The organism is Rhizobium bangladeshense (genome assembly GCF_001662075.1).
GTDB classification, from domain to species: Bacteria; Pseudomonadota; Alphaproteobacteria; order Rhizobiales; family Rhizobiaceae; genus Rhizobium; species Rhizobium bangladeshense_B.
This window is the reverse complement of the sequence record NZ_LYPL01000003.1, coordinates 306,863-326,983: the sequence shown is the minus strand read 5'-3', so window position 1 is coordinate 326,983 and position 20,121 is coordinate 306,863. Positions and strand designations below refer to the sequence as shown.

Here is a 20,121-nt window from a genome sequence, read left to right as displayed (position 1 = left end):
TGTGACGCGTATCCTCCGCCGTGCAGGCCTCGGCTGCTATTGCTCGAGGTGCGGGCCGAAGAGTTCGAGGTCGGCTTCACCCAATCGGTCGCTTGCCGTGTTCAGCTGGTGCCAATAGGGGTAGAGGATCGGCGGCAGGCTGACGGCGTCCAGGCGCTTGCGCTCTTCTTCCGTCAGCTTCAGCTCGGCAGCGGCGATGTTGTCGCGAAACTGGACTTCGGTGCGCCCGCCAATGATGACCGAGGTGACCGCCTTGCGGCCGATCAGCCAGGCGAGGGCAATTTGAGCGGCTGAGACGCCGCGCTCTTCGCCGATCGCCACCAAGGTCTCGACGATGTTCCAAAGGCGGTTTTCGTCGCGGATCGGCGGTTCGGTCCAGCCGGCGAACTGGCGGGTGCCTTCGGGTGCTGCCTGGTTGCGGCGGTGCTTGCCGGAGAGCAGGCCGCCGGCCAGCGGGCTCCAGACCAGGACGCCGAGGCCCTGGTCGATCGAGATCGGCAGCAGCTCGTATTCGGCGTCGCGAGCTTCCAGCGTATAGTGGATCTGCTGGCTGACGAAGCGCTGGTATTTGTGCTCGTTCGCGATGCCGAGCGCTTTCATGATGTGCCAGCCGGAATAGTTGGAGCAGCCGACATAGCGCACCTTGCCCTGCCGGATCAGCGTGTCGAGCGCTTCCATCGTCTCTTCGAGCGGCGTCTGCCCGTCCCATTCATGCACCTGATAGAGGTCGATGACATCGGTCTTCAGGCGTTTCAGGCTTGCCTCGCATTCGCGGATCAGGTGGTAGCGCGAAAGACCCCGGTCGTTCGGACCGTCGCCCATGCCGAAGCGGGCCTTGGTTGCGAGCAGCACGCCCTGCGGCCGCTTGCCGGCGAGCGCCTCGCCGATGATGTTTTCGCATTCGCCCGATGAATAGACGTTGGCGGTGTCGATCAGATTGATGCCGGCGTCGATACACATATCGATCATCTTTTTCGCCTCGGATACGCCGAGATCGCCGACCATCTTCGCCCAGCCGACGCCGCCGAAGGTCATCGTGCCCATGGTCAATGTCGAGATTTTCAGGCCGGAGCGGCCGAGCAGACGATATTCCATTGAAACTCCTCCTTCATCGAAACACGATTGACGTACCTCAGCGCGGCCGAATGGCAATGGCGGCGTGGTTCACGCCTGCGTGAGGCTTGGGCAAGATTGCGGGCGCCGGCATCTTCGGGCCGCGTGGCGGTGATGACCGATCGCGCGTGCCGGCAGCCGATAGATCCTACAATATGCTATCGGCTTTTCGAACGAAAATCGTCGCAGCGGCGCGGGGAGGCGGACTCGCGTCAGACCTCGCCCTTATCCTTGTTGTGAATGGTGTCGCGGATCGAAGCGATCGTGTCCCTGATCTTGCCGACAGTCTCGGCGTCGAGGCCGACAGCTTTGCCGATGCAGTCGAACACATGGGTGGCGCGGCTTTTCAGGGCCTGCCCCTCTTGCGTCAGGCGCAAGAGCACCTGGCGTTCGTCGGCGGGATTTCGGTTGCGGGTGACGAGGCCGACATTTTCCAGCCGCTTCAGCAGCGGGGTGAGGGTGCTGGAATCGAGGAAAAGCGTCTCGCCGAGATCTTTCACCGTGCGGTCGTCACGCGCCCACAGCGCTGTCATGACGAGGAATTGCGGATAGGTCAGATCCAATTCGTCGAGCAGGGGACGGTAAAGCTGGTTGAAAGCGTGGCCGGCTGAATAGATCGAAAAGCAAAGCATTTCATCGATCTTGGGCACGGCGGCGAGATCATTCGATGTGGTGTCTTTCATCACGCTCTCCTTCGGCTCAATATAATTTGTGCGCGATCTGTTTGCAAGCTATTGACGCCCCGGAAGAGATGCACTAAATAGATCGTGTACAAATAAATCGCTTACAAATTAAATGACGAACGCGAGAAGCGGGAAGCGCCCCAAACCCGCTTCGGCTCCTCCGACACTCAACCGACGAAAGGAAATAACCAATGTTCAAGTTTGCTGCTGCCGTCGCCCTGGCGGGCGCTCTGTTCTCCGGTGCTGCCGTTGCTCAGCCGGCGAAGCCGACCGTCGTCCTCGTCCATGGCGCCTTTGCCGATTCATCCAGCTGGAACGGCGTCGTCGAAATCCTGCGCAAGGACGGCTTCCCCGTCGTAGCGGCCGCCAATCCGCTGCGCAGCGTTGCCAATGACGCTGCCTATGTCTCCGACGTCGTCGGCAGCATCGCCGGCCCCGTGGTTCTCGTCGGCCATTCCTATGGCGGCCAGGTCATTTCGACCGCGGCCAATGGCCATCACAACGTGAAGTCGCTGGTCTATGTCGCGGCCTTCGCGCCGGAGGCAGGGGAATCGGTTGCCGATCTCGCCGGCAAGTTTCCGGGCGGCACGCTAAGCGGAGCGCTGGCGGCCCCGGTGAAACTCAGCGGCGGCGGTGTCGATCTCTATATCGACCAGGCGAAGTTCCATGATCAGTTCGCCAGCGACGTGCCGGCCGAGCAGGCGGCCCTGATGGCGGCCGGCCAACGCCCGGTCACCGAGGCCGCGCTGACCGACAAATCCGGCGAGCCGGCCTGGAAGAAGCTGCCGTCGTGGTTCGTCTACGGCACCGGCGACAAGAACATCCCGGCCGCAGCCCTCGGCTTCATGGCCGAGCGGGCAGGGTCCAAGCGGACCGTCGTCGTCGATGGCGCCTCCCATGTCGTGATGGTTTCGCAACCGCAGAAGGTGGCAGAACTCATCGAGGAAGCTGCGAAGTAGAGTTCGTTCAAACGGCCATGGCACGCAAGCGCCGTGGCCTTGCTGCACCGGCGGCAAGGCGGCGATTTTTGACTTGTGGCGGCCTGTCACATCGCTGTCAACGACCCCTAATAAGGGAGGGGTGACGCAATCCCGAGGACTCCTCCCTATGAAGACGATCGTTTCCGCCGCAGCCCTTCTCGCCGCGAGCCTGCTTGCCATTCCGGCTTCGGCCGCAAACCTCGTTCTTTACACCAGCCAGCCGAACGAAGACGCGCAGGCGACGGTCGATGGCTTCATGGCCGCCAATCCCGATATCAAGGTCGACTGGGTGCGCGACGGTACGCCGAAGATCATGGCCAAGCTGCAGGCCGAGATCCAGGCCGGCAACCCGGTCGCCGACCTTCTCCTGATCGCCGACATGGTGACGCTGGAGCGCCTGAAGGAAGAGGGTAAGCTGCTCGCCTACAAGTCGCCGGAAGCCGTCCAATACGACGCCTCGCTCTATGACGCCGACGGCTACTATTACTCGACCAAGCTGATCACCACCGGCATCATGTACAACACCTCGGCCGGCATGAAGCCTGCGAGCTGGAAGGATCTGACCAAGCCGGAAGCCAAGGGCCTCGTCACCATGCCGAGCCCGCTTGCTTCGGGTGCGGCCCTCATCCATGCCCAAACGCTTGCCGCGGTTCCCGGCCTCGGCTGGGACTTCTACAAGTCGCTTCAGGCGAACGGCGCGATCGCCGCCGGCGGCAATGGCGGCGTCCTGAAGTCGGTCGCCTCGGGCGAGAAGGCTTACGGCATGGTCGTCGACTACCTGCCGATCCGCGAGAAGGCCAAGGGTGCCCCGGTCGAATTCGTCTTCCCGAGCGAAGGCGTTTCCGCCGTCACCGAGCCGGTCGGCATCCTCGCCAGCAGCAAGAATGCCGAGGCCGCCAAGAAGTTCGTCGATTACGTGCTCTCCGAAAAGGGCCAGGAAGGCTTCCTCAAGCTCGGCTATATCCCGGCCCGGAACGGCATGAAGGTGCCGGAAGGCTTCCCGGCGCGCGACACGATCAAGGTCCTGCCGGTCAATGCCGCAGAAGCGCTGAAGAATACCGACCAGGATCTGAAGACCTTCTCGGGCATCTACGGCTCGAACTGATCTCTTCATGCCAGGCTATGTCAGAGTAGGAAACAGCCAGCCCGCCTGGCTGTTTCCTTTTATCATCATTACCGTCCTGATCCTCAGCGTGCTGCCGCTCGCTCGCCTCGCCATGGTCGGGATCGCGGCCTTCGCCAGCGGCGGCGTCACCGATGTGCTGGCCGATCCGGCGCTCTGGCAGGCCACCTATTACACCATCGTCACCTCCGTTCTCGGCACGATCGTCTCGCTCCTGATCGGCTGTCTCTTTGCCTTCCTGCTGACGCTGACGGATATTCCGGGCAAGGGGCCGCTCAGCTTCTTCTTCGTGCTGCCGATGATGATCCCGCCGCAGGTGACGGCGCTTGCCTGGGTGCAGATGTCGGGGCCGTCGAGCCCGCTGCTGAAGGCGCTTTCGCTAGCGCCGCCGCTCGGCTCGCCGCAGCCGCTCTATTCCGTCGGCGGCATCGCGCTGCTCTATGGCGTCCAGCATGCGCCGCTCGTCTACCTCGCGCTCAGGGCCGGGCTGATGACGCTGCCGCGCGACGGCGTCGAGGCCGCGCGGCTTTCCGGCGCCTCCAGTTTTCGGGTCTTCCGCGACATCATCCTGCCTCTGTCGCTGCCCGGCATCATCGCGGGTGCGGCGATCTCTTTCGTCTCCTGCACCGGCAATTTCGGCATCCCCGCCATTCTCGGCATTCCCGCCTCGATCTTCACGCTGCCGACATTGATTTTCACCAAGCTTTCCGCCTTCACCAGCCGCACCTTCGGCGACGTCGCCGTGCTGTCGGCGATCATCGCGATGATCTCGGTCGCCGGGCTGATGATCCAGGACCGGGCGCTCAGAGGCCGCGATTACCGCGTCATCGGCCTGTCCGGGGCGAGTGCGGCCTTCGAGCTCGGCGCCTGGCGGTTCGTCTTCACGCCGCTCCTCTGGGCGATCCTGTTCTTCATGCTCGCCGCACCCTTCTTCGCGCTCGTCGCCGGCGCGCTGGTTCCGGCCTACGGCGTGCCGCTCACCTTCAAGACCATGTCGCTCTATGCCTTCGAGGAGATCCTCTTCCGGCAGGCGGTGACGCGCACGGCTTTCGTCAACTCGATCTCGCTTGCTGGCGCCACCGCCGCTTGTCTCCTGGTGGTGACCGTGCTTGCGGCCTATATGCTGACGCGGCGCAAGGATGCGGCCTCCCGGATCATCGCGAGCCTGATCGAGATACCCTATTCGCTGCCCGGCATCGTCATGGCGGTTGCCTTCATCCTGGTCTTCGCCGCCCCCATCCCCTTCCTCCACATCTCGCTCTACGGCACGATCTGGATCATCCTCATCGCCTATTTCTCTTCCTTCTTCGCCGTCAGCCTGAAGCCCGTGGTCAGCGCCTTCCACCAGCTCGATCCGGCGCTGGAGGAGGCGGCACGGCTTTCCGGCGCCGGCTTCTTCCGAAGGCTTTCCGACATCATTGTGCCGCTGATAGCGCCGGCCGCAGGGGCCTCCGTCATCCTCGTCTTCCTGATCGCCTGCAACGAGCTGACGATCTCGGCACTGCTCTGGTCGGCCGGCACCCAGACGCTCGGCGTCGCCATCTACAATCTCGACGACAGCGGCAGCTCCGACCTTGCCTCGGCGCTCTCGGTGCTGGTCGTCCTCATGGTCGTCGTCATGATGCTGCTGCTCGAACTCCTGGCGAAACACCTGCCGAAAGGGGTGGTCCCATGGCGAAACTGATCCTCAACCGGGTGGCCAAGGATTTCGGTACCGGCCGCGCGGCCGTCAGCGATGTCTCGCTCGATGTGCGCGAGGGCGGCTTCCTGGCGCTGCTCGGGCCTTCCGGCTGCGGCAAGACGACGGTTCTGCGCATGATCGCCGGTTTCGAGACGCCCTCCGACGGCTCCATCCATCTCGGCGAGCGGCTGCTTGCCGATGCTGCCTAATCGCTGCCGCCCGAGAAGCGCAACATGGCGATGGTCTTCCAGTCCTATGCGCTCTGGCCGCATATGAGCGTCGCCGACAATGTCGGCTATCCCCTGAAGGTGCGCGGCGTCTCCGGCGAGGCATACCGAACGAAAGTCGGCGAGGCGCTTTCCACCGTGCGGCTTGCCGATTATGCCGAGCGGCGGCCGGCCGATCTCTCCGGCGGCCAGCGCCAGCGCGTGGCGCTCGCCCGCTGCCTGGTGACATCGCCCGACGTCGTCCTCCTCGACGAGCCGCTCGCCAATCTCGACCGGCACCTGAAGCAGGAGATGGAGGAGACGTTTAGAGAATTTCACCAACGCTCGGGCGCGATGATGATCTACGTCACCCACGACCAGAGCGAGGCGATGGCGCTCGCGACCGACGTCGCCGTCATGTCGGAGGGGCGCCTGCTGCAGGTGGCGCCGCCGGCCGAAATCTATGCCCGGCCGGAAGGGCGCATCGTCGGCGGCCTGATCGGACGCGGCGCGATCCTGACGCTGCCGGTGATGGGCAGCGAACGCCATCTGGAGTGGCACGAGCTGCAGGACGCGCTGCAGGCGGCCAATACCGGTGGTGCCGATATTCTGGTGCGGCCGGAAGATGTGCTCATCGGCGGCGAGGGAGCTCGTGCGACCGTCGAATCCGTGCTTTTCGAGGGCGAGCGCTACGCCGTCAAGCTGACCCTCCGCAACGGCCAGACGCTGCGCGCCTTCAGCCGCGTGGCTGTCGTGACTGGTGAGGCCGTGCGCGTCGTCATCCGCGCAGGCTGGCGACTTTGATGGAGCTGCCTAGAACAGGGGACGGTTCAAAGCCGAACACATGAATCGCCGGGAGGAAGCATCCCTGACGAGCCCAAGGGCCACCGAGGGGAGCTGGCTCTTGAAGCGTCATGAGGTCGAGCGAGGGCGTCTATCAGCAGCTTGAGCAGCCGCGGGTTTCGTGGTCACCGACGACACGCGGCCGATGGCGGCGCTGGCGATCCCCATCGGTAAAGATTTGCAGAGCGTGTTGCAAATTATAGTTGGCAACATAGCTAAAGTCTATCATGAATAGTGGTCCTAGCTGCAAATGCCAGTTCGGAGTGGCGGAGTGTTCGCAGACTTCTTTTTTCTATGCAGAAGTATCGTTGATTAATGGGTGTGTCGTCACTTACGAATTCGCTTGCCAAATGCGGTTAATAATCTCTCGTTGAACTTGGCCACGAGCGTGAGTGGAACAATCTACTTCACCCTACTATTGGGCAGGATTTGGCCTGTGCCCATGTGAACTGAATCAGGAGATTATTATCGCTATGACGCAATCGGAAAATGCAAGGGTCTGGGCCAGCCGCGCCTTCATGGACTCAACACGGATCAAGGCGTTTACCGCTGATCTGTTGCCGACGGGCATGAGTCTTGGCCAGATGGCCGAGTTGAACGAAGCCGGCGAGCCGATGTCCGCCGAGCATTTTCCAAAGGAGATATTTGCCAAGTATCCCGACAAGAAGGAAAAGAAGCTGGCGGATCTCGTGCTTGCCGCAGGCGCGGTAGTGGTTTCAGCGGCCTGCGCCGAAGTGCTCCGCCAATTCGAGCTTGGGCATTCCTCGCTCTATCCGATCAAGCTTTTCCAGCATGACCGCAAGACGCCGGTGGAGGGTGATTATTTTTGTCTCAACATCGGCGAGCGCAAGGACACTTTCCTGCGCCAGTATTCACAAAAGGTCATGGAATTTGGCGACGGTACTGTGAGTATGTGGCCGAATCTTCATGACGACGAGGTGGCCGTTAGTCCGGCTGCCCTCGAAGGCCCCGATTTGTGGGTAAGCCCTCCCTTAAACCGCATATTTTTCCTGAGCGGCCGTCTTACGCAGGCTCTGCGGGCGGCCAAAATGGGCCGGGTTTTTGGTTTCGCGCCTGCCGTATCGTCGAAGGCGACTAAATCGTCTGAGGGACGGGTCAGTGGCGGCGCCTTTTGCCAGCCGTTGCGCGCCTTCAGCCGCGCGGCTGTCGTGCCGGATGATGCAGTGCGGGTCCATCCGCGCCGGCTGGCGGCTCTGAGGGAGGCGGGCTATCGCATTCGAGCTCGGCAAAAGCCATGCCTGTCCGCAACTTTCTTGGTCCCGCCACCTTTCCCTGTGGCAATTGCCGGTTAAGGTACCGCCCGCAACCGGATTCCCGCCATGTCGCTTCGCCTCGCCACTTTCAATGTCGAAAACCTGCTGACCCGTTTCGATTTCACCGGCTTCCGCAACCAGCTGCGCCAGGACCGCGTCATCAAGCTTTTCGAGGTCAATAGCGAGGGCATCTATCAGCAGCTCGAACAGGCGCGGGTGATTGCCGCCACCGACGACACCCGGCAGATGACGGCGCTCGCCATCGCGGATGCGGATGCCGACATTCTCTGCTTGCAGGAAATCGACAATATGGCGGCGCTGCAGGCCTTCGAATATGGCTATCTCTTCCGCATGGTCGGAAACGGCTACCGCCAGAAATTCCTGGTCGAGGGCAATGACAGCCGCGGCATCGATGTCGCCGTCTTGATGCGCGAGGAAACGCGCGACGGCCAGAAGATCGAGCTCAAGGACATCAGAAGCCATGCGATGACGACCTATCGCGACTTCGATCTCTTCGATGAGGACCTGGCGCTCACCAACCGCATCGACGACAAGATCTTCAAGCGCGACTGCCTGGAGCTCGATCTTCTGATCGGCGGCCGGCCGTTCTCGCTCTATGTCGTGCATTTCAAATCGATGGGTAATCCGCGCGACGGGCTGGATGGGCGGCAATCGACACTGCCGCTCCGTCGCGCCGAGGCGCGCGCGGTGCGCCGCATAATCGAGGACAGGTTCGGCGCCGGCCGCACCGCCAAGAAGAGCTTCGCCATCTGTGGTGATATGAACGATTATCAGGAGCGCGTCGACGTTGTCGGCCGGCGCGGCGCCGGTTATCGTTTCGAGCATCAGCTAGAAGCCGAAAGCGCGCTCGACGTGTTCAGTCATGACGGCTTTGCCGAAAATGTCGTGGTCCGTCGCCAGCCGCTTGACCGCTGGACGCTCTATCACGCGCGCGGACCGCAGGAGCAGCACCTTTGCCAGCTCGATTATATCTGGCTTTCGCCGGCACTTGCCGCCCATAATAGCGGCCGTCTGCCCGAAATCATCCGCAACGGCCAACCCTACCGCACCGTCTTTCCGCCAGGCCAGGAGGTGGAGCGATATCCACGCACCGGCTGGGACCGGCCGAAAGCCTCCGATCATTGCCCCGTCGTCATGACACTGGATCTCCCATGAAAACAAATTTGAACTTGAAATTTCCGACCGGCGATATTTCCGGTGATTTTGTGGACTGGCCGCCGGAAGCGACCGTTTTCCCGATCGCCGGCGTCGACCTGCGTGTGCTGCCCGGCACCCATCCCTTCGTCCTCGCTGAGGAAGCGGCAATCCGTGAAAACTGGGCGAAGGAAACCGCCGCCAACCCGGCGCTGTTCGACGGCCGCCTGGTGTTCCAGCAGCGGCTGTCGTTCAGCGAAGAGGGGATTGCGGGCGAGGGCTACGTCACTCCATTTTCTGCCTTCATGTGGTGGCGCCGGCAGCCGCAGCGCCAAGGCGGCCTGCACATCTTCGCCTATCCGGTGCTCGAAAGCTCCGACGGCGCCCTCGTGGCGATCCGCATGGGCGCGCATACCGCCAATCCCGGTCAGGTCTATTTCGCGGCCGGCTCGCTGGAGCCGGAGGATATCATCGACGGGCGCTGCGACATCGAGGCCAATATGCGCCGCGAAGTTCACGAGGAGACCGGACTGGACCTGGCCGACGCGGTCGCGGGGGAAGGGCTCTTTGCCAGCCATGCCAGGCGCACGGTGACGCTGCTCAGGCTCTTCCGCTTCGACCTGACGGCAGACGAGATGGTGAAGCAGATCGAGGCCCACATGCTGGTCGCCGAGGACAAGGAAATCGCAGGTGCGGCGGCGATCCGTTCGGCCGATCCCGCCGCCCATCCCTATAACGTCTCCATGCTGCCCGTCATCGACTGGTATTTCGGAAAGGGTAACCGGCGTTAGCGCCTTGCACTCAGCCGTTTGGTCGGGCAGGTTGACGGCGCGATGACGATTCAGGGAGGCCGATGTGGCGCGAAGCTACAGCGTCTATGACGTGTTCACCGATCGAAAGCTTGCCGGCAACCCGCTGGCGGTGGTCTTCGACGGAGACGATCTCAGCGACGAGGCGATGCAGGCGATCACCCGGGAGATCAATCTCTCGGAGACGGTTTTCGTGCAGCCTTCGACCAATCCCGCCTATGCGGCGAAGCTCCGGATCTTCACGCCTGGCCGCGAACTGCCCTTTGCCGGCCATCCGACGGTCGGCACGGCGATCGCGCTGGCGGAAAGGGCTCATGGTGCCGCGGCGGTCGATCTCGTTACCGTGCTCGAGGAAAATGTCGGGCCGGTGCGTTGCGCCGTGCGGCTGAGGGAGGGCGAGGCGAGCTTTGCCGAATTCGACCTGCCGCGCAAATCGCAGCAGGCCGTCATGCCGCTCGACAAACTCGGCATCGCCGACGCTTTATCACTGAAGGTCACCGAGATCGGCTTTGAAAATCACGTTCCTTCGCTCTGGAGCGCCGGGGTTCCGTTCCTGCTCATTCCAGTGCACGATGTCGGCACGGCGCAGCGGGTGGAATTCGATCCGCAGCTCTGGGAAAAGATCGTGCCCTTCGTCGATGGCGCGCTGGCCTCGGCCTATGTCTATTGTCGCGGCGGCGTCAACCACGTGGCGAAGTTCCATGCGCGCATGTTCGCCAGCGGCATGGGCATTGTCGAAGACCCGGCCACCGGCGCGGCGGCAGCGGCACTCTCCGGGGCCATCCGCCATTTCGACCGGCTGACGGACGGGCACCACCCGATCATGATCGAGCAGGGCGTCGAGATGGGTCGCCCCTCTTTCATCCACCTGCATATAGACGTCGAAGGCGGGGCGATTTCCAACGCGCGGATCGGCGGTCAAGCGGTGCGGCTGGCCAGCGGCACCCTCGACCTTTGATTTCATAAGAACGCCGCTGCGTCCGACAGGACGCGCTGTGGAAGCTTTATCACTTTGAATCTGCGCATAATCCTTGCGAAGATCGGCGCCGGCTTTCAGGATCGTGCGCCGCATTTCGGCCATGCGGAAAAATCTTTGAGATAAACCAAAGAATTTTCGTCGATGCGCTGGACAAGCCAGCCGATCCTGTTTATACGCCCCGTCACACCGCGCAGCCAAGCGCGAACGGGTGATTAGCTCAGTTGGTAGAGCAGCTGACTCTTAATCAGCGGGTCGTAGGTTCGAGCCCTACATCACCCACCAAATCTCTTGATAAGATTGAGATATTAGAGGTCAAGGCGGGTCTTGCGCCGAAGCGGGCCGCATGCTTAGGACTGGCAGCGGCTGTCTATGCGCGCCCTATCTTTCTTTACCAAGCGGAGGGGTCATGAGAATCGTCGTTTTTGCCGTCGCTCTATCGTTGCCGCTGCCGGCTTTTGCCGCCGGCGCAACGGAGGTCAGAGCGGGTGATCATAGCTGCCGCGAGCTTGCGCAGATCATCCGTCAGAACAAGAAGGTCTTCGTGCGCATGGGGATCGGCGGTCGCAGCTTCCGTTATCCGCCGGCCAGGTGCAATCTGGGTGACAAATACGACACGGCAACGGTCAGGGATGCGGACGGCAAAATGTGCCTTCTCGACTATGAGTGCGTGTACGATCCCCAATCCTTCTACAACAGGATCCCCAAATAAGATCGGAATGCGGGCACCAGAAGGTATGCATTGGCGCCGAGCGACAGGGCAAGAAAAAAGGCCGGGCGAAACTCGCACCGACCCTTCCTCGATTTGTCTCGACAACGGCTGCCAGTACATCCGTGGTCAACCGTCAGAGACAAACTCTATGGCCCTTAGATAAGGCTTGCGTGGCGACGTTCAAGGCCCCGCCGCGGAAAAGAAGCCGGCCTTGGGTCGGCTTCTTTCTGCGACGTTGCGCTTACTGCTGGGCAGGGGCAGCCGGCGGCGTGGCCGGGGCTGGTGCCGGTGCGGGTGCGGGCGTTGCGCTGTTGTCGGTCGGAGCGATCGGCGTAGCCGGCGCCGGCTCGGATTGGGTCGTGGAGGCTGTCGTGTCCGGGGAGGTGCCGGGGGTGCTGCTCCACTGCGAATAGGCGAATGCAGCGACAGCGATCACGGCCAATGCAGCAACCCAGACAACCCACGTATTGCTGGTGCGCGCGGTCGGAGTCGTGCGCAAATCCAGATTCGGATTCAGCGGGCGGTTCGGGTCGTTGGCATTATTGGGGTCGTACGTCATGGTACTTTCTCCTCTTGCGGTGACAAAGAAATGGAGCAAAGAGCATTTTGTTCCATTCTGGAGCCGCGAGGCGAGCAATATCAGGGATTTCCGCCTGCAGCCTGCCAGAATCGGCGCTTAAACCTGCGGCGCGGCCGGTGGGCGATGTCAGCGCACCGCCGCCCTGGCGGGCTGAGCGCTTGACATGGGTGGGTCTCTTTGCGCATGATTTTGCCATGGCGAGCACGGCCGCCTTCAGGCCGAAGAACAGGCCGGCGACGATGCCGACGTTTCCTTTGTAGTCATCTTCTTTCTTCATGTGCCGTTCCCGCTGATCGTGCTCGCAGCCGGCTTTGTCGGCGGCCGGGCCGGGCTTGCCGCCTTCAAGACCGGCGGCGGGCACAAGGCCGGCAGCGGGCCGGTGCTATCGGATGCCGATTCAATGCTGGGCGAGGACATACCGGCGCATGCGCGCCCGAATCTCGCCTGGTCCTTGCGCATGTCGACGGTGCTGCTTGCCCTGTGGCTCATTCCGGTCGCTGCGGTCTACGCGGTCTTCGGGGCGGACAGCGTCTTTGCCGAGATCGGCCTGTTCTTCAGCAAGATGGCTGTCGTCACCTTCGGCGGGGCCTATGCCGTACTTGCCTATGTCGCGCAGGAAGCCGTGCAGCACTTTGGCTGGCTGAAGCCGGGCGAAACGACCCCGGGACCGCTGATCACGGTGGTCCAGTTTGTCGGCTTCATGGGCGCCTACCGCAATCCTGGATCACTGGATCCCATGCAGGCTGCCACGCTTGCAGCGATCCTGACGACATGGGTGACCTTCGTGCCCTGTTTTCTCTGGATATTCCTCGGGGCGCCGTTCATCGAAAAGCTGCGGCAATATCGCGCTGGCAGCGGCAATGTCGGCGATAACGGCGGCGGTGGTCGGGGTCATTCTCAACCTCGCCATCTGGTTTGGCCTGCACACACTGTTTGCCGAGGTTGCCGTCGTCAGCTTTGGCGGCCTGCGGCTCGATATCCCCGTGCTGCAATCGGCCGTGCCGGCGGCAATGGCGCTGTCTGCCGCCGCCGCGATCGCGATCTTCCGGTTCAAGGCTTCCGTCATCGCGACACTGCTCAGCTGCGCCGCCGCCGGAATGGTCTGGACGCTGGCGATAACTGATCACCCCTCTGCTCCCTCGGCGGCAATGCGCTTTGCGAGCATCTTGTCGATGCGCATGCCGTCCATGTCGATAACCTCGAAGCGCCAGCCATCGAAGAGGAAGGTTTCGCCGGCTTCGGGGATGTGCTGAAGCTGATGCAGCGCGAAGCCTGCGAGCGTGTGAAAATCGGCGTCGGGACGATCCTTGAGGCCCAGTCGTTCGAAGGCGTCGAAGGCCGGCATCATCGCGTCGATCAGCAGCGAGCCGTCTTCCCGAACGACGATGTCGGGTTCCTCGTCGGCGCCCGGCAGATCGCCGGCGATGGCTTCCAGCAGGTCTGTCTGGGTGACGATACCCTCGAGGCTGCCATATTCGTCGATGACGATGGCGAGGCGCACGGGCGACGCCTTGAAGCTGTCGATGACGCGCACGACCTTGGTGCCCTCGTGCAGCACCAGGGGTTGCTTGATCACCTCCAGCGGCCGGACCTTGCCGCCGTCGAGGACCTGATCGAGAAGATCCTTCTTCAACACCATGCCGATCGGTTCGTCGATCGAACCGCGGGCGACCAGCAGCTGCTCGTGGCTGCATTCGCGGATCGTTTTCAGGATCTCCGCCTCGCTGTCATCGGCATCGAACCATTCGATGTCGAGACGTGGGGTCATGATGTCCGAGACCGGTCTGTCCCCGATGTTGAATACCCGCTCGACCAATTGCTGCTGCACCGGGTTCAGGAGCCCGGCTTCCTGGCTTTCGGCGACCAGCAACTTCAATTCCTGCGGCGAGTGGAACGAGGATTCCCCGGTTCCGGCGCGAAGGCCGACGGCCCGCAGCACGAGGTTGCCCATGCCGTTGAGGGTAAAGATCGCCGGCTTGAACAATACAAGGAAGAACCCGAGCGGACGCACGACGGCCAGCGAGGTGGCCTCGCTGCGCTGCAGCGCCAGGCTTTTGGGTGCGAGCTCGCCGAGCACGATATGCAGCGCCGTAATGATGACGAAGGCGACGACGATGGCGACGGTATGGGCGCCGGTCGTCGCCCATGGCTCGGGCAGCCAGGAGAGCAGGGGCTCGATCAGATGGGCGAGCGCCGGTTCGCCGACCCAGCCGAGCGCCAGCGACGAGATGGTGATGCCGAGCTGGGTGGCGGCGAGATTGGCGTCGAGATTGTCGACGGCTCGCTGGAGTGCGGAGGCGTTCATGCGGCCTGCCGCAACAAGCTCGGCGACACGGCTGCGCCTGACCGACACCAGGGCAAATTCGGCGGCGACGAAGAAGCCATTGGCGGCGACGAGGAAAAACACGGCTAGTATCCCGACATAGTCGAAGAGCCCGCCCGCGGATTCGGACATATCTTGCCTACCTCTGAATTGACGCGAATCCGAAACTACACGCTGGGGCACGGCTGACAAGGCGCAGCCGTCGTTCTTGCGATGTCGCTCTGCTCATCTTTTCGGCGCTTCGAACAGCTCAATCGGGTTTCCCGCGGGGTCATCCAGCAGGATCTGCTTGCCGCCGTTGCCCTGCACGATGTCATTGCGAAAACGCGCGCCGGCCTGGCGCAGCGTGGCGACCTCGGCCTCGAGATCGGCGACCTCGATCTGGATACGGTTCCATCCGCCGGGCTCCGGTTTTCGCCCGTCCGGCATTGCCTGGGAAGCTCCGCCCGGACCCGTCGGCCGCTGACCAGCAGTCGGAAGCCGTCTCTGGTAAGGATGGCGAAGCTTGGTGCCGGATGAAGTGTGACGGAGAAGCCGAGATGCCTGGTGTAGAATTCCACCGCGGCGTCGACGTCGTCGACGATATAACGCATGCTGATGCCGGGCATGGCTTCCTCCATGGTGTTTTTCGCCATTGCGGGGGAATCCGGCGCGGCGGCCCGATGGGACGCGCGGCGGACGCTCCTGTTTCAAATCTGCGCCTAATCCTTGCGAAAATCGAATCCGATCTTGGTGCTATGCGCCGGCTGCGACGAGCGAGGCCGAACCTGCCGCGAGCAGCAGGACGATGATCCAGGGCGGCGCCTTCCAGACGGTGAGCAGCAGGAAGCCGGTAAGCGCCAGCGCGAAATCCCGCGGCGAAAGCACCGCGCTCGTCCAGACGGGGCTGTAGAGCGCAGCGCCCAGAATGCCGACAACGGCGGCGTTGGCGCCGCGCATGGCCGCCTGCATGGCCGGGCGTGTGCGTAAGCCATCCCAGAAGGGCAACATGCCGTAGACGAGGAGAAGGCCAGGCAGGAAGATCGCGACAAGCGCGATGACGGAGCCCGCCCATCCGTTCGGCGCGGGTGTCATCACCGTGCCAAGATAGGCGGCGAAAGTGAAGAGCGGCCCCGGCACGGCCTGCGTAAGGCCGTAACCGGCGAGGAAGGTTTCGTTTGTCACCCAGCCGGGAGCGACAACTTCCGCCTGCAGCAGCGGTAGCACGACGTGGCCGCCGCCGAAGACCAGCGCACCCGAGCGGTAGAAAGCATCGAAGAGCGCGATCCCCTGATGGCCGGTCGCATTGGCGAGAAGCGGCGGGATGAGGAAGAAGGCGGCAAAGAGGACAAGGGCGATCGCGCCGGCACGGCGCGATACGGGAAAGCCGAGACGGCCGGCAAGCGCTGGCGCATCGGCGCGGCAGAAATAGAGGCCCACCGCCGCTCCAAGTGCGATCGCGCCGATCTGGCCGAATGATCCGCCGACGAAGACGACGATGGCGATCGCCGCCAGCGCAATGCCGGCGCGCTCGCGGTCCGGCGTCAGGCTCTTCGCCATGCCCCAGATCGCCTGTGCGACGACGGCGACGGCAACGAGCTTCAGCCCGTGGAGCAGGCCCTCTGCGACAGGCCCGGTGAAGGCGGCGGCGCCTAGTGCAAAGGCAAAGAGCATGATTGCCGAGGGCAGCGTGAAGCCGCACCAGGCGGCCAGCCCGCCGACAAGGCCTCTGCCCTTGAGGACGCCGAGGGAGAAACCGACCTGGCTGGAGGCCGGTCCGGGCAGAAACTGGCAGAGCGCCACCAGATCGGCATAAGCAGCCTCGTCGATCCATTTGCGCCGCACCACCAGCTCGTCCCTGAAATAGCCGAGATGGGCAATCGGTCCGCCGAAGGACGTGAGGCCGAGCTTGAGGAACACGCGGAAAACCTCGAACGGCGAGCCGTCGGCGGGTTCGGCCACCGGTAGGGCATCGTTACGAGCGCTCATCGCTGCCTCCGCAGGGAGTGGGACATGTCGTGCTTACCTCTGAATTGACGCGCGGCCGAAACTACACGCTCCCGCGCGAGCGGCAAGGTGCAGACGGCATTCTAACGTTGAAGTGGTTGGCCTCTGTCTTTCACCCGCCCGTCCTTCGAGGCTCCGGCCTTCGAGCGGTGCGTCTTGCAGCTCCGGTTTCCGGCGGCGGCCGCAGCTTCGCTCAGACCTTATCCTGAGGTGCCCCCGTCAGGGCCTCGAAGGGCGAGGGCGGCCACGAATGTTGATGTATAAGATAATCTAAAATGTAAGATGCGCCGCGCAGGCCACGGATTTCATTACGGAAGTTTAATTTAGCTTTCAGTTTCAGTTCATCTTTTCGGGCCTAGTTTTCTCCCGTGCCCAAATTGAGGAACCGCACATGGAAAAAGATCTTTGCCGCTCTTCTTTCCGCTTCCTTCCTTCTCTCGCCGATGGTCGTCTCACAGGCCAGCGCCGACGATCATCGCCGTCCGCCTGTTGTCGTGCAGAAGAAGGTGGTCATCCACAAGACTGTCGTCCGGCCGCACTGGAAGAAGGGATACAGCGTCAACGCCAGCGAGCGCCGCCGCTTCTCCAACGTCAACGACTACCGCCGCTACCGGCTCGCTCCTCCGCCGCGCGGTTATCGCTGGGTTCGCGCCGACAACGACTTCCTGCTGATCGGCATCACCAGCGGTATCATCTCCAGCATCATCGCCGGGCGTTGATGGCGGATATGGCAAGGGCGGCTTCGGCCGCCCTTTCAGATTCTGAGAGGGAGGCGTGCGTGTAGCACCCCCCTCTGCCCTGCCGGGCATCTCCCCCACAGGTGGGGAGATCGGCAAAAGGTTGGCCCGCCAGTCCCTCTCCGCCGTCGTGCGGAAACATCAGGCTGTCATTGTTTGGCGAAGTCATCACGCCCAGCCGATCTCCCCCCTTGTGGGGGAGATGCCCGGCAGGGCAGAGGGGGTGGCCACAGCATGCCGACGCGGGAATGAGAGAGGAACGCGGATTGCGCAAAATCAGACGCGTTTCCTGCACAGATAGATCGTCACTCCCATCGGCGTGGCGACATCACCCGCTCGGCAATGATCCCGAGCAATCGCTTCGGCCTTTCGGCCTCAGCCTCCCGCTCATGCGTCTGCGGATGCAGCTCGTCGATCGGCGGTAAAGGCTCGCATTCCTCGCAGACGCAGCGATAGCGTTTGATCGCAACCGCCTTCATGCGGCCTGCCTGTTCCAGCTGGCGAAAGGATCAGGCAGGTTGCGCCAGCGCTCCGGCATAAAGGCATCGCTTTCGACAAGGCAGGCGTCGAGTTCTCTCCTGATCCAGGCTTCGTCCATCGGGTCGGCGCCGATAAAGACGATTTCCTGGCGGCGGTCGCCCCAGACGGGATCGAGATAGGGGCCGAGGGCGTTGAGGAAGCCGGGCTCCTGCGGCCATTGTTGGCGGGGGACGGCTGCCCACCAGAGGCCCATCTTGCCGGTGCGCACGATCGCGCCGGCCTGGCTGATCTCGCCGACGTGGTGCGGGCGGGTCGCCAGCCAGAAGAAACCTTTGGCGCGCACCACGCCAGGCCAGGTCCTGTCGAGAAAAGCCTGGAGCTTGGCCGGATGGAACGGCCGCTTCTCGCGATAGACGAAGGAGCGGATGCCGTATTCCTCGGTCTCCGGCACATGGTCCGTGAAGCCGTGCAGCTCCTTGTACCAGAGCGGATGAGTTTCGGCCTTGTCGATGTCGAAGCGGCCGGTACCGAGCACCTCCGTCAGCGCCACCTCGCCGAAATCCGCCTCGATCAGCGTCGCATCCGGGTTCAGGCCGGTGATGATTTTCCGCGCGGCGTCGCGCTGTTCCAGGCTTGCCGTGCCGATCTTGTTTAGCACCACGACATCGGCGAATTCGATCTGTTCGACAAGCAGGTCGACAATCGTCCTGTTGTCGCCGTCACCTGCCGTTTCGCCGCGGTCGGCGAGGAAATCGGCGGAGGCGTAATCGGCAAGGAGATTAGCGGCGTCGACGACGGTCACCATCGTATCGAGCCTTGCCACGTCGGACAGGCTTTCTCCGTTCTCGTCGCGGAATTCGAAGGTGGTGGCGACCGGCAGGGGTTCGGCGATGCCGGTGGATTCGATCAGGAGGTAATCGAAGCGGCCCTGTGCCGCGAGATCGCGCACCTCCTTCAGAAGATCGTCGCGCAGCGTGCAGCAGATGCAGCCATTGGTCATCTCGACCAGCTGTTCCTCGGTGCGCGAGAGATTGGCGCCGCCATCGCGCACCAGGGCGGCGTCGATATTCACCTCGCTCATGTCGTTGACAATGACGGCAACGCGCATGCCCTCGCGATTGGCGAGCACGTGGTTGAGCAGCGTCGTCTTGCCGGCGCCGAGAAAGCCGGAGAGCACCGTGACCGGAAGCCTATTGTCCATCGGAACCTCATTGGTATTAATGTTATATCATTACATTGATCGTGCCGAAAAAAAGCGGAACGGGGTCATCCACCTCTTTCCGCCCAGCTCTTTCCAGGAAATTGCACGGCAATCATGCGCTGGAGAGGCAAGCCTTCATGCTGTCGGCGATGCCGCGCATGAGGGTGAAGTAGAGATCCGGCCCGGCCTTCAGCGTCGCCGCTTCCGGATCGAGCACGCCCGATTTGGCGCTCGTGCCTTCGATGACGACCTTGACGAGGCGCGGCTCGAATTGCGGCTCGGCAAAGACGCAGGTTGCGCCGAGCTCGCCGACCTTGCGGTGGATTTCCGAGACACGCTCGGCGCCCGGAATGGTCTCCGGGCTGACGGTGATCGAGCCGGCGACGCGGATGCCGTAGCGATGCTCGAAATATTGGTAGGCGTCATGGAAGACGACGAAGGGCTTGTCCTTGACAGGGGCGACCGTCGCGGCAATCTTCTTGTCCAGCGCGATGAGCTTATCGTCCAGCGCCTTCGCATTGGCCTGGTAGGTCAGGGCATTGGCGGGATCGGCGGCGGCCAGCGTCGTGGTGATCACGGCGGCCATCGCCTTTGCATTCATCGGGTCGAGCCAGAGATGCGTATCGAAGGCGCCATGCCCGTGTTCATGCTCTTCGTGATCGTCGTGATGGGCGTGGTTTTCCTCATGTCCGTGGCCATCGTCGTGGCCGGTGCCGGCGGCTTCATGTCCGTGGCCATCGGCCGCGGCGGTTTCATGGTCGCCATCATCATGCGCCTCGAAGGCGCCGCCTTCGCGGAAGGGCAGCTTGGTCAGCCCCGGCGCATTCTCCAGCTCGACGACGCTGGCGTTCGAGCCCAGCGCTTCGAGCGGCTTTTCCAGGAATGCTTCCAGGTTCGGCCCGACCCAGAAGACGACCTTGGCCTCCTGCAGCGCGCGTGCATTCGACGGCTTCAGGCTGTAGGTGTGCGGGGAAGCGCTGCCATCGACGATCAGCTCCGGTTCGCCCACACCCTGCATGATTGCCGAAACCAGCGAATGGATCGGCTTGATCGACGTGACGACGACGGGCGCGTCGGCGGCGCGCATGCTGCCGGCAAAGAGCAGGGCAGGGACTGCCAGGGCCGGGATGGCGAGGACGGCCGGAATTCTGAGGGCCAGGGTTTTCAGGGCAAGGCCCGGGGCGCGTTTCATCAGGTGCTCCGCTTGAATTGCAAGTGTTATGTTATTACATCAATTGCGTTATGCTATAACGTGTGCA

At 62.8% G+C, this 20,121-nt stretch carries 18 protein-coding genes, 1 tRNA gene and 3 pseudogenes; 12 read left to right on the top strand and 10 right to left on the bottom strand.

Translation table 11 applies throughout. The features are described from left to right. Window positions 1–36: 36 nt before the first annotated feature. Entirely contained in the window at window positions 37–1,095 is a 1,059-nt protein-coding gene (locus A7X77_RS09175; RefSeq protein ID WP_064682628.1) for an aldo/keto reductase, read from the bottom strand. Between the two features lie 230 nt (window positions 1,096–1,325). Then, window positions 1,326–1,796 carry a MarR family winged helix-turn-helix transcriptional regulator gene (locus A7X77_RS09170; protein ID WP_064682627.1) on the bottom strand — a complete coding sequence of 157 codons (471 nt, stop codon included), beginning with the start codon at window positions 1,794–1,796 and terminating at the stop codon, window positions 1,326–1,328. 191 nt (window positions 1,797–1,987) lie between these two features. Here A7X77_RS09170 and A7X77_RS09165 point away from each other — a divergent pair, with 191 nt between their 5' ends. From A7X77_RS09165 to A7X77_RS09120, 10 genes and pseudogenes are all read left to right on the top strand, one after another. Next, a complete protein-coding gene (locus tag A7X77_RS09165) occupies window positions 1,988–2,755 on the top strand; it encodes an alpha/beta fold hydrolase (protein ID WP_064682626.1) in 768 nt (255 codons plus the stop codon). A gap of 148 nt (window positions 2,756–2,903) precedes the next feature. Beyond that, window positions 2,904–3,881 carry an ABC transporter substrate-binding protein gene (locus A7X77_RS09160; protein ID WP_064682625.1) on the top strand — a complete coding sequence of 326 codons (978 nt, stop codon included), beginning with the start codon at window positions 2,904–2,906 and terminating at the stop codon, window positions 3,879–3,881. A 7-nt stretch (window positions 3,882–3,888) separates the two neighbouring features. Then, the gene (locus tag A7X77_RS09155) at window positions 3,889–5,583 is read left to right on the top strand and encodes an ABC transporter permease (RefSeq protein WP_064682624.1); all 1,695 of its coding nucleotides are present in this window, start codon (window positions 3,889–3,891) and stop codon (window positions 5,581–5,583) included. Then, window positions 5,571–6,590, top strand: a pseudogene (locus A7X77_RS09150) (ABC transporter ATP-binding protein). Before A7X77_RS09155 ends, A7X77_RS09150 begins: the two are co-directional and overlap by 13 nt. A 512-nt stretch (window positions 6,591–7,102) precedes the next feature. After that, window positions 7,103–7,942, top strand: a complete 840-nt coding sequence (locus A7X77_RS09145) for a hypothetical protein (protein ID WP_064682623.1) — start codon at window positions 7,103–7,105, stop codon at window positions 7,940–7,942. A 27-nt stretch (window positions 7,943–7,969) separates the two neighbouring features. After that, window positions 7,970–9,079 carry an endonuclease/exonuclease/phosphatase family protein gene (locus tag A7X77_RS09140; RefSeq protein WP_064682622.1) on the top strand — a complete coding sequence of 370 codons (1,110 nt, stop codon included), beginning with the start codon at window positions 7,970–7,972 and terminating at the stop codon, window positions 9,077–9,079. Further along, complete coding sequence (locus A7X77_RS09135) at window positions 9,076–9,849, top strand: NUDIX domain-containing protein (RefSeq protein WP_064682621.1); 774 nt, start codon at window positions 9,076–9,078, stop codon at window positions 9,847–9,849. The genes A7X77_RS09140 and A7X77_RS09135 overlap by 4 nt, the downstream gene beginning before the upstream one ends. A gap of 64 nt (window positions 9,850–9,913) precedes the next feature. Further along, window positions 9,914–10,825, top strand: coding sequence for a PhzF family phenazine biosynthesis protein (locus A7X77_RS09130; protein WP_010034710.1), 912 nt, complete (start codon window positions 9,914–9,916; stop codon window positions 10,823–10,825). Between the two features lie 227 nt (window positions 10,826–11,052). After that, window positions 11,053–11,128: transfer RNA gene (locus A7X77_RS09125), tRNA-Lys, on the top strand. A 124-nt stretch (window positions 11,129–11,252) separates the two neighbouring features. Beyond that, entirely contained in the window at window positions 11,253–11,555 is a 303-nt protein-coding gene (locus A7X77_RS09120) for a hypothetical protein (protein WP_064682620.1), read from the top strand. Window positions 11,556–11,796: 241 nt separating this feature from the next. Here the strand turns inward: A7X77_RS09120 and A7X77_RS09115 are convergent, their stop codons facing one another. After that, on the bottom strand, window positions 11,797–12,114 hold the full coding sequence (locus A7X77_RS09115) for a hypothetical protein (RefSeq protein ID WP_064682619.1): 318 nt from the start codon (window positions 12,112–12,114) through the stop codon (window positions 11,797–11,799). Next, window positions 12,095–12,412, bottom strand: a complete 318-nt coding sequence (locus tag A7X77_RS09110; RefSeq protein ID WP_064682618.1) for a hypothetical protein — start codon at window positions 12,410–12,412, stop codon at window positions 12,095–12,097. Before A7X77_RS09110 ends, A7X77_RS09115 begins: the two co-directional genes overlap by 20 nt. Here A7X77_RS09110 and A7X77_RS09105 point away from each other — a divergent pair. Next, a pseudogene (locus tag A7X77_RS09105) lies at window positions 12,377–13,253 on the top strand (chromate transporter); the annotation flags it as partial. The gene A7X77_RS09110 and the pseudogene A7X77_RS09105 sit on opposite strands and share 36 nt — an antisense overlap. Before the next feature lie 5 nt (window positions 13,254–13,258). Here the strand turns inward: A7X77_RS09105 and A7X77_RS09100 are convergent. From A7X77_RS09100 to chrA, 3 genes and pseudogenes are all read right to left on the bottom strand, one after another. Beyond that, window positions 13,259–14,590, bottom strand: coding sequence for a hemolysin family protein (locus tag A7X77_RS09100; RefSeq protein ID WP_064682617.1), 1,332 nt, complete (start codon window positions 14,588–14,590; stop codon window positions 13,259–13,261). Window positions 14,591–14,683: 93 nt separating this feature from the next. Continuing rightward, a pseudogene (locus A7X77_RS09095) lies at window positions 14,684–15,066 on the bottom strand (VOC family protein). A 127-nt stretch (window positions 15,067–15,193) separates the two neighbouring features. Further along, a complete protein-coding gene (gene chrA / locus A7X77_RS09090; RefSeq protein WP_064682616.1) occupies window positions 15,194–16,426 on the bottom strand; it encodes a chromate efflux transporter in 1,233 nt (410 codons plus the stop codon). Between the two features lie 461 nt (window positions 16,427–16,887). On the opposite strand from chrA, the gene A7X77_RS09085 reads away from it, so the two are divergent. Beyond that, complete coding sequence (locus A7X77_RS09085) at window positions 16,888–17,163, top strand: RcnB family protein (protein WP_064682753.1); 276 nt, start codon at window positions 16,888–16,890, stop codon at window positions 17,161–17,163. A 323-nt stretch (window positions 17,164–17,486) separates the two neighbouring features. Here the strand turns inward: A7X77_RS09085 and A7X77_RS33435 are convergent, their stop codons facing one another. From A7X77_RS33435 to znuA, 3 genes are all read right to left on the bottom strand, one after another. Continuing rightward, on the bottom strand, window positions 17,487–17,660 hold the full coding sequence (locus A7X77_RS33435) for a hypothetical protein (protein WP_197486814.1): 174 nt from the start codon (window positions 17,658–17,660) through the stop codon (window positions 17,487–17,489). Further along, complete coding sequence (gene zigA, locus A7X77_RS09080) at window positions 17,657–18,862, bottom strand: zinc metallochaperone GTPase ZigA (RefSeq protein WP_064682615.1); 1,206 nt, start codon at window positions 18,860–18,862, stop codon at window positions 17,657–17,659. Before zigA ends, A7X77_RS33435 begins: the two co-directional genes overlap by 4 nt. Window positions 18,863–18,974: 112 nt before the next feature. Continuing rightward, window positions 18,975–20,054 carry a zinc ABC transporter substrate-binding protein ZnuA gene (gene znuA, locus A7X77_RS09075; protein WP_064682614.1) on the bottom strand — a complete coding sequence of 360 codons (1,080 nt, stop codon included), beginning with the start codon at window positions 20,052–20,054 and terminating at the stop codon, window positions 18,975–18,977. Window positions 20,055–20,121 lie beyond the last annotated feature (67 nt).